At 69.2% G+C, this 12,999-nt stretch carries 10 protein-coding genes; 2 read left to right on the top strand and 8 right to left on the bottom strand.

From position 1 onward, the window contains the following. Window positions 1-148 precede the first annotated feature (148 nt). The 8 genes from VA596_RS04775 to VA596_RS04810 form a co-directional block, all read right to left on the bottom strand. The gene (locus tag VA596_RS04775; protein ID WP_323323987.1) at window positions 149-847 is read right to left on the bottom strand and encodes a DUF2306 domain-containing protein; all 699 of its coding nucleotides are present in this window, start codon (window positions 845-847) and stop codon (window positions 149-151) included. A 171-nt stretch (window positions 848-1,018) separates the two neighbouring features. Then, complete coding sequence (locus VA596_RS04780) at window positions 1,019-2,422, bottom strand: GH1 family beta-glucosidase (protein WP_323323989.1); 1,404 nt, start codon at window positions 2,420-2,422, stop codon at window positions 1,019-1,021. Between the two features lie 41 nt (window positions 2,423-2,463). Further along, window positions 2,464-3,456: an ABC transporter ATP-binding protein gene (locus VA596_RS04785; protein WP_323323991.1), complete on the bottom strand. Its 993-nt coding sequence runs from the start codon at window positions 3,454-3,456 to the stop codon at window positions 2,464-2,466. Continuing rightward, the gene (locus VA596_RS04790; RefSeq protein WP_323323993.1) at window positions 3,453-4,448 is read right to left on the bottom strand and encodes an ABC transporter permease; all 996 of its coding nucleotides are present in this window, start codon (window positions 4,446-4,448) and stop codon (window positions 3,453-3,455) included. The genes VA596_RS04785 and VA596_RS04790 overlap by 4 nt, the downstream gene beginning before the upstream one ends. Window position 4,449: 1 nt before the next feature. Then, the gene (locus VA596_RS04795; protein WP_323323995.1) at window positions 4,450-5,430 is read right to left on the bottom strand and encodes an ABC transporter permease; all 981 of its coding nucleotides are present in this window, start codon (window positions 5,428-5,430) and stop codon (window positions 4,450-4,452) included. Continuing rightward, a complete protein-coding gene (locus tag VA596_RS04800) occupies window positions 5,427-6,536 on the bottom strand; it encodes an ABC transporter ATP-binding protein (protein ID WP_323323997.1) in 1,110 nt (369 codons plus the stop codon). The genes VA596_RS04795 and VA596_RS04800 overlap by 4 nt, the downstream gene beginning before the upstream one ends. 18 nt (window positions 6,537-6,554) lie before the next feature. Further along, the gene (locus VA596_RS04805) at window positions 6,555-8,111 is read right to left on the bottom strand and encodes an ABC transporter substrate-binding protein (RefSeq protein WP_323323999.1); all 1,557 of its coding nucleotides are present in this window, start codon (window positions 8,109-8,111) and stop codon (window positions 6,555-6,557) included. A 319-nt stretch (window positions 8,112-8,430) separates the two neighbouring features. Further along, window positions 8,431-9,618 (bottom strand): ROK family transcriptional regulator, encoded by a 1,188-nt coding sequence (locus VA596_RS04810; RefSeq protein WP_323324001.1) that lies wholly within the window; start codon window positions 9,616-9,618, stop codon window positions 8,431-8,433. Window positions 9,619-9,749: 131 nt separating this feature from the next. Here VA596_RS04810 and VA596_RS04815 point away from each other — a divergent pair, with 131 nt between their 5' ends. Continuing rightward, window positions 9,750-10,985 carry an ROK family transcriptional regulator gene (locus VA596_RS04815; RefSeq protein ID WP_323324003.1) on the top strand — a complete coding sequence of 412 codons (1,236 nt, stop codon included), beginning with the start codon at window positions 9,750-9,752 and terminating at the stop codon, window positions 10,983-10,985. A gap of 704 nt (window positions 10,986-11,689) precedes the next feature. Further along, window positions 11,690-12,919: a family 16 glycosylhydrolase gene (locus VA596_RS04820; RefSeq protein WP_323324005.1), complete on the top strand. Its 1,230-nt coding sequence runs from the start codon at window positions 11,690-11,692 to the stop codon at window positions 12,917-12,919. The last annotated feature ends 80 nt before the right edge of the window (window positions 12,920-12,999 follow it).

Genomic DNA, 12,999 nt, shown 5'->3' on the forward strand with positions numbered 1-12,999 from the left:
CCGGGCGGTGCGGGCACGCGGGCCTGCGCGGGGTCCAGGCTCAGGTAAGGCGGCACGGAGTACACGAGGAAAGCCGCGACGACCAGGGTGAGCGGCGCGACCCAAGGACGTCGCCACCACTTCGTGACCGGCGTCGCTGTCCGGACGCTCATCGCACACCCGCCGGTGTCTTCGCGCGGTCCAGGTAGAGCTGGCTGAGGATGAGCGCGAACGCGATGCTGCCCCACGAAGAAATCGCGGCGACGCTCTGCGAGTAAGCGAGTTCACTGCCGCCGAACAGGGTCGGGATCCGCGGCTCCAGCACGACCATCGCGATCGGGCTGATGATGCGGTTGACGAGGATCGAGAACGTCATCGCCACACTGCGGATCATCCACCGGCGGTGGTCGCCGAAGCGCCGTTCCCGCACCGCCCGCCAGCCGGCGAAGGTGCACCCGAGCCAAAGCAGCGCCGCGAGGACGTCACTGACCCGCGTGGTCGGACCGAACGGGCTCTGCGACCCGATGGTCAACGCCATGACCCCGGCCGGCAGCACGCCGGCGAAGACATAAGCGCGGCCGGCGTAACGGTGGAAAACGGGGTACGTCCGGCGCAGCCACGGCCAGATCTGCAACACGGCACCCACCATGGCGACTGATCCGAAGATCACGTGCGCGACGAGGAACCAGTAGTGCGCGGGAAAACCCTCCGGCTGCGGCACCCGCGACCGCGCCGGATCGAAGGCGAGATAGGGCGGCAGCGAGAAGGCGAGAAAGGCGCCCACGAGCAGCGCGAGCGGCCCGATCCAGGGCCGCCGCCACCAGGACGTCTTCCGAGGCGCGGGTCTGATCTCCGTCCGGACGCTCATGACTCCCCCAAGGGTCGGCTGCCTGCTCGACGCTAGGGAAACCCCCGGGTCCGGACCATGGGGCCTGCCACCGCCACCCCGGTGGGGCCCGCCTTACCGCCGAAAAGCCGTGAAGGCCACATCGAGGGACTCAGAGTCCCTCAATGTGGCCTTCACGGACTTTCCCGAGTGTCAGCTGCCGCGGACCCGGCGCACCGTGTCGCGGTAGAAGTAGCCGCTCTGCTTGATCGTGCGCTGCTGCGTTTCGTAGTCCACGCGGATCAGGCCGAACCTCTTCGCGTAGCCGTAGGCCCACTCGAAGTTGTCCAAAAGGGACCAGGCGAAGTAGCCCCGGACGTCCACGCCCGCCTCACGGGCGGCCGCCACCGCCGCGATGTGCGAGGCCAGGTACGCCGTGCGCTGCTCGTCGTGGACGAAACCGTCGGAGTCGGGGTCGTCGTCGAAGGCCGAGCCGTTCTCCGTGATGTACATCGGGAGGTTCGGGTAGTCACGGCCCAGCCGGGTCAGCAGCTCGGTGAACTTGCCCGGCAGGATCTCCCAGCCCATCGCCGTCGTCGGCTCGCCGAACGGGACCGTGCGGGACGTCGGGACGCCGTCCGGGTCGACCGCGCTGCCCTGCTCGTCGACGCCGGAGAACTGCTGGCCGAAGTAGTAGTTGACGCCCAGGAAGTCCAGCGGGGTCGAGATGATCTCCAGGTCGCCGTCCTGCACCGGCAGCTTGACACCCCGCGCGGCCAGGTCCTCCACCACGTCTTCCGGGTATTCCCCGCGCACCAGCGGGTCCAGGTAGATCCGGACGCCGAGGCCGTCCGCCTGACGCGCCGCGCGAACGTCCTCTTCGGAATCCGTCGCGGGGTCGGCCGTGCACATGTTGAGCGTGATGCCGAACTCCGTGTCCGGCGGCGCGGCCTCGCGCATGCGCTGCGTCGCCAGGCCGTGGCCCAGCAGCAGGTGGTGCACCGCGTGCAGACCGGCCGAGTAGTCACGCCGTCCCGGTGCCATCACGCCGTGCACGTACCCGTGCATCGCCGAGCACCACGGCTCGTTCAGCGTCGTCCAATGGCGGACCCGATCGGAAAGCCGGTCGAACACCAGCATTGCGTAGTCCGCGAAGCGGTACGCCGTGTCGCGCGCCGGCCAGCCGCCCGCGTCCTCGAGCTCCTGCGGCAGGTCCCAGTGGTAGAGCGTCAGCCACGGCGTGATGCCCTTGCCGAGCGTCTCGTCGACCAGCCGGTCGTAGAAGCCGATGCCGGCCTCGTTGACGGGCCCGCGGCCGCGCGGCTGGACCCGGGGCCACGCCACGGAAAACCGGTAGGTGTCGGCGCCCAGCTCGTCGACCAGGCCGATGTCCGCCGGCATCCGGTGGTAGTGGTCGCAGGCGATGTCACCGTTGTCATTGTTGTCGATCGCCCACGGGACCTGGCAGAAAGTGTCCCAAATGGACGGTGTGCGCCCGTCTTCGGAAACCGCCCCTTCGATCTGGTACGCGGCGGTCGCCACGCCCCAGCGGAAGTCCTGCGGCAGGCTGTCGATCAACGCCTGCTGCTCGGCGGTCGCGGCTGTGGTCTCGGTCAAGGCTGGTCTCCTCCAGTGGTACCGGACAGGGCAGACGGCGTTCAGGGGGTCGCGACGGGGTGCAGGAAGCACGCCACTTCGCGCGAAGCGTCCCCGCCGGGCAGGCCCAGCACGGGGATCTTCGAGTCGCACGGCTCGAAGGCCTTGGGGCACCGCGGGTGGAACGCGCAGCCGGCCGGCATCCCGCGCGTGTCCGGTGGGGAACCCGGGATCCCGCTGAGCTCGCGTCGCGGACCCCGCAGCGCGGGGAACGAGTTCAGCAGGCCGTAGCTGTACGGGTGGAGCGCGTCCCGGTAGAGCGCGGACGCCGGTGCCTGTTCCACGATCCGGCCGCCGTACATGATCGCGATCCGGTCCGAGAACTCGACCAGCAGCGAAAGGTCGTGCGTGATGAACAGGACCGAGAAGCCCAGCCGTTCGCGCAGTTCCACGAGCTGGCCGAGGATCTGGCGCTGCATCACGACGTCGAGCGCGGTGGTCGGCTCGTCCATGATGACGACGCGTGGTTCGAGCGCCAGCGCCATCGCGATCATCACGCGCTGGCGCATGCCGCCCGAGAGCTGGTGCGGGTACGCCTCCAGCCGGTCGGCCGAGATGCCGACGAGCTTCAGCAGGTCCTTCGCCCGGGCCGCACGCCCGGCCCGGGTCGTGTCCGGCTCGTGCGCCTTGATGACGTCGACGAGCTGGGTGACGACCTTGTGCACCGGGTTCAGCGAGTTCATCGCGCCCTGGAACACGATGGACGTCTCGGCCCAGCGGAAGTCCCGCAGCTGCTTGTGGCTCAGCTTCAGGACGTCGTACGGCTCGGCGTTTTCGGGGTGGTAGATCACCTCGCCGCCGCGGATCACGCCCGGCGGCGCGAGCAGCCGGGTCAGCCCGTAGGCCAAAGTGGACTTCCCGCTGCCGCTTTCCCCGGCCAGGCCTAGGACTTCGCCGCGGTTGAGCGTGAGGTGCACGTCGCGCACCGCGCGCACGGCCTCGTCGCCGACGCCGTAGTCGACGTCGAGGCCCTTGATCTCCAGGACCGGTGTCATGATGCCTGTTCCTCCCGCCCGAGCACGGGCGTGAAGCCCACTCGCATGCGCTGGGTGCGCCCGTGGATGTCGCGCACCTTCGCCTTGCCACTGCCGCGCAACCGCGGGCTGACGAACTCGTCGATGCCGAAGTTCAGCAGGGACAACGCGGTGCCGAGGACGGCGATCGCCAGCCCGGCCGGCACGAACCACCACCAGGCGCCCTGGGCCAGCGCCTGCTGGCTCTGCGCCCAGAACAGGATCGTGCCCCAGTTCCAGTTCGAGAAGCTGGAGACGCCGACGAACGCCAGCGTGATCTCCGACATCACCGCGAAGATCACTGTGCCGACGAAGCTGGACGCGATGACCGCGGTCAGGTTCGGCAGGATCTCGAAGAAGATGATCCGCCACGTCGACTCGCCGGTGGCGCGCGCCGCTTCGACGTACTCCCGGCCTCTCAACGAAAGTGTCTGCGCGCGCAGGACTCGCGCGCCCCACGCCCACGACGTGAACCCGATGACCACCGCCACCAGGTAGTCACCACCACTCGGCAGCGCACTGCCGATGATGATGATCAGCGGCAGCGCCGGGATCACCAGGAACACATTGGACAGTGCGGAGAGCCCTTCACCCGGCGTCCCGCCGAGGTAGCCGGACGTCACGCCGACGATGACCGCGAGGATCGTCGCCACCACACCGGCTGTGAGCCCCACGAGCATGACGCTGCGCGTGCCGACCAGGACCTGGCTGAAGATGTCCTGGCCGAGGTGCGTGGTGCCGAACCAGTGCCGCCCCGACGGCCCTTCGAGCAGGTCGTTGCTGCGGGCCGACGGGTCGAACGGCGCGATCCACTCGCCGATCACCGCGATGATCAGGAAGAACACGATGACGCTGAGCCCGGTGATCGTCTTGCCGCCGGTGAGGAACCGGAACCGGCGCCGCTTGGCGCGCCCGGCGATGGCGTCGACCGGAAGCGCTTGGGCGGCCTTGACGTCCGCTGCTGGTACCGCCATGTCAGGCCGCCTTCCGGGTCCGCGGGTCGAGCGCGAGGTAGGCGACGTCCGCGAGGAGGTTCGCCACCAGCACCGACAGCGTGATGATCAGGAAGATGCCCTGCATCAGCGGGTAGTCCTGCGAGCCGACCGCCTGGAACAGCTCGAAGCCGACCCCGGGGTAGGAGAACACGATCTCCACCAGCAGCGTGCCGCCGACGATGAACCCCAGCGCCAGCGCGAAGCCGGAAACGCTCGGCAGCAGCGCGTTGCGCGCCGCGTAGCCGACCGCGACCCGGCGCTCGGGCAGGCCCTTGGCGTGCGCGACGGTGACGTAGTCCTCGGACGCGACGGTCACCATCATGTTGCGCATGCCCAGGATCCAGCTGCCCATCGAGCTGATCAGGATGGTGATCGCGGGCAGCAGGCTGTGCTGGATCGCGCTGCCGATGAACTCGGGGTCCCAGCCGGGGATCAGGCCCGGGTCGTACCCGCCGGACGACGGGAAGAAGCTCCCCGGCCCGGCCAGCAGCGTCAGGGCGATCAGGCCGAGCCAGAAGTACGGCACCGACGAGAGGAACGTCGTCACCGGGAGCAGGCCGTCGACCCACGAACCGCGCTTCCAGCCGGCGACCACGCCGAGGCCGGTGCCGATCGCGAAGCCGATGATCGTGGTGATCCCGACGAGGATGATCGTCCACGGCAGACTGTCGCCGAGCACCTCGGTGACCGGGGTCGGGAAGAACGTGAACGACAGCCCGAGGTCACCGCGGAAGAGCTGGGCCCAGTAGTGGAAGTACTGGGTCACCATGCTTTCGTTCTTGTCCAGTCCGAAGAGGACATACAGCGACTGGATGGCGTCCGCGCTGAGCGTGCCCTGGTTCTTCGTGATCAGCGACTGCACCGGGTCACCCGGGATCAGCCGCGGGATGAAGAAGTTGATGGTGACGGCGGCCCAGGCCGTGAAGACGTAGAAGGCCAGCCGTTGCAGCAGGTACCTCATCGGGCGGCCCCGTCGTACAGCCAGCACGCGGCCCAGTGGCCGGGCGCGTCGTCGACCTCGAACCGCGGCGGCAGGTCGGTCTTGCAGCGTTCCATCGCCACCGGGCAGCGCGGGTGGAACCGGCAGCCGGACGGCGGGTCGATCAGGCTCGGCGGTTCGCCGGCCCCGCGCTCGGCGGGCACCTCGCCGGGGTCCAGCTCGGCGCTGCCGCCGGCGAGCCGGTCCGGGTCGGGCGCGGAGTCGATGAGCAGGCGCGTGTACGGGTGCGCCGGGTTCTGCGTGATCGTCTCGCTGTCACCGCCTTCGACCATCCGGCCGGCGTACATCACCATCGTCTCGTCGGCGAAGTAGCGGGCCGACGCGATGTCGTGGGTGATGTAGAGGATCGCGAGGTGCAGGCGTTCCTTCAGGTCCCGCAACAGGTTCAGCACCCCGAGGCGGATGGAGACGTCCAACATGGACACCGGCTCGTCGGCCAGCAGGGCCTCCGGGTCGGCGCCGAGCGCCCGCGCGATCGCGACGCGCTGGCGCTGGCCGCCGGAGAGCTCGTGCGGGAACTTGTCGATGTACCGCTCGGGCGGGGTCATCTGGACGCGCAGGAGCAGGTCGTGCAGCGCCTGCTCCAGGTCGTCACCGGCGCGGCCGTGGATCTTCAGCGCCCGCGTCAGGTGGTAGCGCACGGTGTGCACCGGGTTCAGCGACGCGAACGGGTCCTGGAAGATCATCTGGACCTGGCGGCAGTAGGCGCGGAAGGCCTTGCCACCGCGGACGTTCACCGTCTCGCCGTGCAACCGGATGTCCCCGTCGGTGCGAGGGTAGAGCTGCGCGAGCAGCCGCGCGACGGTCGACTTGCCCGAGCCGGACTCGCCGACCAGTGCGGTGACGCGCCCCCGCCGCAACGTCAGGGAGACGTCGTCGACGGCCTGGACGGCGCGGCGCGGGCCGGTCAGCCCGGCCCGTCCTTTGCGCCGCACGGGGAAGTGCTTGGTCAGGCCCTCCGCCTCGAGGACGACCGCGCCGGGGGTTTCCCCCTCCGACCCGGCCGAAGCGGGGTCGGAGGGGGCGGGGGCGGCCGCGTCGCCGCGGCCGTCCCCCTGTTCCGTCATGACTGAATCCGCCATCGATCAGGCCGCGGGCTTCAGGTGCAGGATGATGTCGAGCGCGTTGCGCAGGGTCGGCTGCGCGGGGGCGTACGGGTTCGCCTCGTCGGGCCAGCCCGTCCAGTTCTTCGTGCTGTACTCGCCACCCGAGTTCGCGGCCGACGTCGGGATCATCGGCTGCTGGTCGATCATGATCTTCTGCAACGTCGCCATGGCGGCGGTGCGGGAGGCGTCGTCCTCGGCGTTGGCGTAGGTCTCGAGCGCCTTGGTCGCCTCGTCGTTCTTGAAGCGGCCGTAGTTGCCGTTGATGTTGCCCTGGCCGGTCGGCTTGTAGCGGTTGCCGTCCATGACGTCGCGGTACATGTCGTACGGCGTCGCACCGTCGTTGGTCCAGTGCATCAGGCCCTCGAAGTCACCGGTGTCGACCGACTTCGTCCACGCGTCCTGGTTCATCTTGTCGACCGTCGCGGTGATGCCGATCTGCGACAGGTTGTCCTTGATGATCTCCAGGTCGGTGATGTAGTCCGACCAGCCCGACGGCACCGTGAGCTTGAGGGTGACCGGCTTGCCGGAGGAGTCCTGCAGCTTGTCGCCGTTGAACGTGAAGCCCGCGCCGGTGAGCTGCGCCTTGGCCGCCGCGACGTCGACCTTGACGGTCTGGCCCTTGTACTGCGGCGCGATGAACGGGTCACCCGCCGGCGTCGGAATGCCGGTGACCTGGTCGTTCTTCGGGTAGAAGTAGCCGGCCTCACCCTGGTTGAAGATGTCGTCGCGGTTGATCACCTTGCTGATCGCCTGGCGCAGCGGCGCGCTGTTCCAGGGGGCCTTCTCGGTGTTGAACCACAGGCCGTGCACGGCCAGCTGCGCGGGGAACCAGAGCTTGTAGTGCTGCGGGTCCTTGTTCGTGTAGACGGCCTTGTAGTTCGGGATGAAGACGAAGCTCCACTCGGCCGCACCGCTGGCCAGCGCCGAGACCTGCGCGTTGTTGTCCGTGTAGGACGTGTAGCGGATCTCCTTGACCTTCGGCGCTTCCTGCCAGTAGCCGTCACGCTGGCTGACGATCACCGTCTGCGGGGTGAACGACTTCAGCGTGTACGGGCCGGTGCCGACCGGGTTCTTGATCGTGTCGAGCGCCGGGTCCTTGATGGTCTGCCAGATGTGCTTCGGCACCACGATCGTCTGCAGGATCTTCACCTGGTTGACGAACTGGGAGCTGTCGAAGCCCAGCGTGACCTGGTTGCCGGCCGCGGTGATGTCCTTGTACGGGACGGCGTCGATGTTCAGCGCCTTGTTGTCCTTCAGCAGGCCGAAGGTGTAGGCGACGTCCTCGGCGGTCATCGGCTGGCCGTCGGAGAACTTCACGTTGTCGCGGACGGTCAGGACCAGCTTCTTGTAGTTGTCCGACCAGTCCCACTTGGCGGCCAGCCACGGCTTGCCGGGCTCCTGCGGCTTGACGCGGTTGAGCATCGCGAGGGGTTCGTAGATCGTCCAGCGGTACCCGAGGTTGGCCGCGGCCGACGTCTCGAGGAACGGGTTGTTGTTCTCCGACTGCGGGCCGTTCGGCATGCCCACGTTGAGCACGGCGTTGGGGTTGCCCTGGCCTGCGCCAGAGCTGCTACCTCCTCCGCACGCGGTCAAGCCCCCCAGGGCCATTACTGCCACGAGCGCTGCGACGATGGAGCGCTTGACTCGCATCGGTTCCTCCTGGTCATCGACGACTACTCCGTGTCGACTGGTAGCGAGCCCCGACCGCCGGCGACCGAACGACGCCACGAGTCAACCCGGGTGACTCGGGTCACGTCAATAACACGCGGGTAACGTTTTGTACCTAAGTTTAAGTACTGAAAGAACTCGCAGGCTTGGGCCGACCGGCGGTTTACCCCTTGCGACGCAAGGGATTTCAGCCGGTCCGGCCGCCCGCGGCGAGCAGCTGGGCGACCGGCAGGGTGGCCGCCCCGAGCGCGACGGCCTCCGGCCCGAGCCGGCCGAGGACGACTTCGGTGCGCCCGGCCAGGTAGTCCAGCGCGTGCCGGCCGACCGCGTCGCGCACGGCGGGCAGGATCGCCGGACCCATGATCGCCCCCGCGGAGCCGGAAAGCACCACCCGATCGGGACTGAGCAGGTTGATCAGGTTCGCGATGCCGATCCCGAGGTACTCACCGGTCTCGGCCAGCACCTCCGCGGCGGGGCCCCCACCAGCGGCTTCGGCCACGATGCGGGCTAGTTCCGCGTCGCTTTCGTCCCCGATGACCGGTTCTTTTCCCACCCGGTCGGCGTAGTGCCGGACGACGGCTTCGGTGCCGACGTAGGCCTCCAGGCAGCCGTGCGAACCGCACCGGCAGGCCGCGCCGGCCGCCTTGACGACGGTGTGCCCCCACTCGCTGGTCGTGATGCCCGGGTGGGACGGCCCGGCCGTCGCGACCGCGGCCCCGACCCCCACCCCGAGCAGGGCGACGATGGCGCGGTCGGCGCCCCGGCCGGCCCCGAGCCAGGACTCGGCCTGGCCCAGCGTCCGGGCGCGGTTGTCGAGGTGCAGCGGCGCGACGACGTGCGGGCGGATCAGGTCGGCGAAGGCCACGCCGCGCCAGCCGAGGGTGGGCGCGTGGACGATCCCGCCGTCGCGGACCGCCCCGGGCACGCCGATGCCGACGCCGAACACCGCGTCCGCCCCGCCGCCCTCGAGCACCTCGGCGATGCCGGTGTGGACCAGCGCGGCCACCTCACCCGGGTCGAGCCGGGTGCCGACCAGCGGGTGGCGCACGGTGCCCAACGTCCCGAGCGCGCAGTCGAACAGGCCGACCTCGACGTGCGTCTCGCTGACGTCGACCCCGACGACGTGCCCGAAATCGGGCCGCACGGCGAGCAGCGTGCGCGGGCGGCCGCCGTCCGATTCGACCGATCCGGCCTCGGCGACGACGCCGTCGGCGATCAGTTCGGCTACGACGTTCGTAACGGTGGCGGCCGACAGTCCCGATTCAGCTACCAGTTCCAGTCTGCTGACCGGGCCGTGGAGGTAGAGGGTGGAGAGCAGTGCCGCACGGTTGTGCCGCCGGAGGTCTCTGGTCGTCTGCCGCACCACCTGGGTCACGGTGGGGATTGTGCCAGATACATGCTGTACGACCACCAGTTCGGGACTTAGTTCACCAGTTAATACATGGCCACAACTTAGGGTGATCAGGCATCCTGTCAGTAGCCGGTAAGAGTTCAGATGGGTTGCCCATGGCGAGCAAGCGCACCACCGTCCGCGATCTGCGGCGGCACAACCGTTCCCTGCTGCTGTCGAAACTCTACTTCGACGGCCCGCTCTCGCGGCACGAACTGAGCCAGCTGACCGGATTGAGTGCCGCCACGGTCAGCAACGTGACCGCCGAGCTGGGCGAGGAACGGCTCATCACCGAAGCGGGCCAGGTGGAATCGGACGGCGGGCGGCCGCGCGTGCTGCTGCGCGTCGACCCGGCGTACGGGAACGTCGCCGGCGTCGACATCGGCGAAACCGGCGTCAAGGTCGAGCTGTTCGACCTGGCGATGAACCGGCTCGCGACGGTCGAGCACCCGCTCCCGGCGGCGCCGGACCCGGCGACGGCGGTCGAGCAGGTGACGTCCGGGCTGCGGGAGGTGTTCGCCAGCGCGGGCATCGACGACTCCGCAGTGCTCGGTGTCGGCATCGGCGTGCCGGGCACGGTCGAGCAGGGCGAGCGGGTGCTGGTCCACGCGCCGACGGTCGGCTGGGACGCCGTCCCGCTCGTGGCGCTGCTGCAGGACGCCGGCGTGAACCTGCCGCTGTTCGTCGACAACGGCGCGAAGACGCAGGGCCAGGCGGAGATGTGGTTCGGCGCCGGCCGCGGGGCGCGGCACGCGGTGATCGCGCTGATCGGCTCGGGCGTCGGCGCGGCGGTGGTCACCGACGGCACGACGTACCGCGGCTCGACCAGCAGCGCGGGCGAGTGGGGCCACACGACGATCGCGTACGGCGGCCACGACTGCCGCTGCGGCGCGCGAGGGTGCCTGGAGGCCTACATCGGCGCGGGCGGGGTGCTCGCCCGCTACCGGCGTGCGCGGGGCAAGGACATCCCGGGCGAGGACGAGCAGGCCCAGTTCGCGGCCCTGCTGGAGGCAGCCCCGAAGTCCAAGACGGCGGCGCGCGTCCTGGAGGACACGGCGGGCTACCTCGGTGCGGGGATCGCGAACCTGATCAACCTGTTCAACCCGGAGCGGATAGTGATCGGTGGCTGGGCGGGCTTGGCGCTGGGCGAGCAGCTGCTGCCGCAGATCCGTTCCGCCGCGGGCGAGCACGCGCTGAGGCACCCGTTCAGCCAGACGTCGATCCAGCTGGGCTCGCTGGGCCTGGACGCGGTTGCCACGGGCGCGGCAACCCTGCCGGTGGCGGACCTGCTGGAGCAGGGCGCGACGTCCAGGATCGCCAAGCCGGGAGCGTCCAACTCCGACGCGGCCTGACCCGGGCTCTCACTTTCGCCGGAGCGGCCGACACACCGGCGGGAGTGGCCAACATGCTCACCTGAGGGGTCAACACGCCGGGCACACCCGACACCCCGGTGTGTTGGCCGCTCCAGGCGCGATGTTGGCCGTTCCAGGCGCCATGTCCGCCGCTCCGACGCCACGTTCGCCGATCCGGGCGCCTTGTTGGCCACTCCCGCCGGCGTATTGGCCCTTCGCGGCAGCGTGTCGTCCCTTCGCGGCCCCGAGCAGGGCCCACCCTCCCAGGGGGACCATCCCCGCTCCAGCGTATCGAGACCCCCAGACAAAACCCCGCCAAAGGCCGACCCCCACAACCCACTTGTCCACAACCCCGCAACCCTGTGCACAACCCCCATGCCCCGCTGAGCGGGAACCCGCCCCCGCAGGTCAGCGACACCTCGAGCCCTTCGGCCCCGTCACCAACCCACCCTTAATTCGGGTTGAAAAAAAATGACCGGCCGATGGTTGCCGGACTTGTCTGGACCATGCATACTTTGTTGCCAAGCACAACAAAGCCCGGTACAACCCGCTGTCGCCCGCGAACCACCCCGCCCCGGACCGCGGACGGCAGCGCGCTGCACGGTCACGCCTGCCGCCGCCCCGGCATGCACGGCCACCTCCCCCTCCCCGCGTTCCGTGTTGCGCGCGGAACGCCGGTCCCCTCGGTGAGAGAGGCGACAAAGATGTCCACCTCGAAGTTCCGCAAGTTGCGAAGAGCAGCGGCGCTACTGGCCGTCGGCTCACTGCTCGTCCTCGGGCAGCAGGCACTGACCGCACCCGCCGCCGAAGCCGCGGCCACCTTCACCGACGACTTCAACGGCCCGGCCGGGTCCGCCGTCGACGGCTCCAAGTGGCAGCTCGAAACCGGCGACAACGTCAACAACCACGAGCGCCAGTACTACACGTCGGGCACGAACAACGCCCAGCTCGACGGCCAAGGCCACCTGGTCATCACGGCCAAGAAGGAAAATCCCGGCAACTACAACTGCTGGTACGGCCGCTGCGAGTACACCTCGGCGCGGATGAACACCTCCGGCAAGTTCAGCCAGGCCTACGGCCACTTCGAGACGCGCATGAAGCTCCCGCGCGGGCAGGGCATGTGGCCGGCGTTCTGGATGCTCGGCGGCGGGAACTGGCCGACCGACGGCGAAATCGACGTCATGGAGAACGTCGGGTTCGAGCCGAACACCGTGCACGGCACCATCCACGGCCCGGGTTACTCCGGCTCCGGCGGCATCGGCGCGGCCTACAACGGCCCCAACTTCTCCGACGACTTCCACACCTACGCCGTCGACTGGTCGCCCAACCAGATCAAGTGGTACGTCGACGGGAACCTCTACCAGACGCGCACGCCGTCCGACCTGAACGGCAACCGCTGGGTCTACGACCACAACTTCTTCATCATCCTGAACCTCGCCGTCGGCGGGTACTGGCCCGGCGACCCCAACAGCAGCACGCAGTTCCCGCAGCAGCTGGTCGTCGACTACGTGCACGTCACCAACGACACCGGCGGCGGCACCCCGCCGAGCGGGCGCACCGGGCGGATCACCGGCATCGGCGGCAAGTGCGTCGACGTCGCCGGCGCCAGCACCGCCAACCTCACGCCGATCCAGATCACCGACTGCAACAACAACGCCGCGCAGAACTGGACCATCGGCACCGACGGCACGATCCGCGCGCTGGGCAAGTGCATGGACGTCAACGCCGCGGGCACCGCGGACGGGACGGCGGTGCAGCTCTACGACTGCAACGGCACGGCCGCCCAGCAGTGGGCGATCAGCGGGGCGCACGACATCGTGAACCCCAACGCGAACAAGTGCCTCGACGCCACCGGAAACTCGAGTGCGAACGGCACCCGCCTGCAGATCTGGACCTGCGGCGGCGGCGCGAACCAGAAGTGGACCACGCCCTGATCTGACCACCTCGACCAGGCGGACCGACTCGGTCCGCCTGGTCGTCGTGCCCTCTTTCCCTTTCCCCCAAGGAGAATTCC

This window comes from Amycolatopsis heterodermiae (assembly GCF_034929455.1).
GTDB lineage: Bacteria > Actinomycetota > Actinomycetes > Mycobacteriales > Pseudonocardiaceae > Amycolatopsis > Amycolatopsis heterodermiae.

What these genes read in the sequence shown, in the direction of transcription:
- VA596_RS04775 (WP_323323987.1), bottom strand. Translation starts at nt 847, where the DNA reads ATGAGCGTCCGGACGGAGATCAGACCCGCGCCTCGGAAGACGTCCTGG.
- VA596_RS04785 (WP_323323991.1), bottom strand. Translation starts at nt 3,456, where the DNA reads ATGACACCGGTCCTGGAGATCAAGGGCCTCGACGTCGACTACGGCGTC.
- VA596_RS04790 (WP_323323993.1), bottom strand. Translation starts at nt 4,448, where the DNA reads ATGGCGGTACCAGCAGCGGACGTCAAGGCCGCCCAAGCGCTTCCGGTC.
- VA596_RS04795 (WP_323323995.1), bottom strand. Translation starts at nt 5,430, where the DNA reads ATGAGGTACCTGCTGCAACGGCTGGCCTTCTACGTCTTCACGGCCTGG.
- VA596_RS04800 (WP_323323997.1), bottom strand. Translation starts at nt 6,536, where the DNA reads ATGACGGAACAGGGGGACGGCCGCGGCGACGCGGCCGCCCCCGCCCCC.
- VA596_RS04815 (WP_323324003.1), top strand. Translation starts at nt 9,750, where the DNA reads ATGGCGAGCAAGCGCACCACCGTCCGCGATCTGCGGCGGCACAACCGT.
- VA596_RS04820 (WP_323324005.1), top strand. Translation starts at nt 11,690, where the DNA reads ATGTCCACCTCGAAGTTCCGCAAGTTGCGAAGAGCAGCGGCGCTACTG.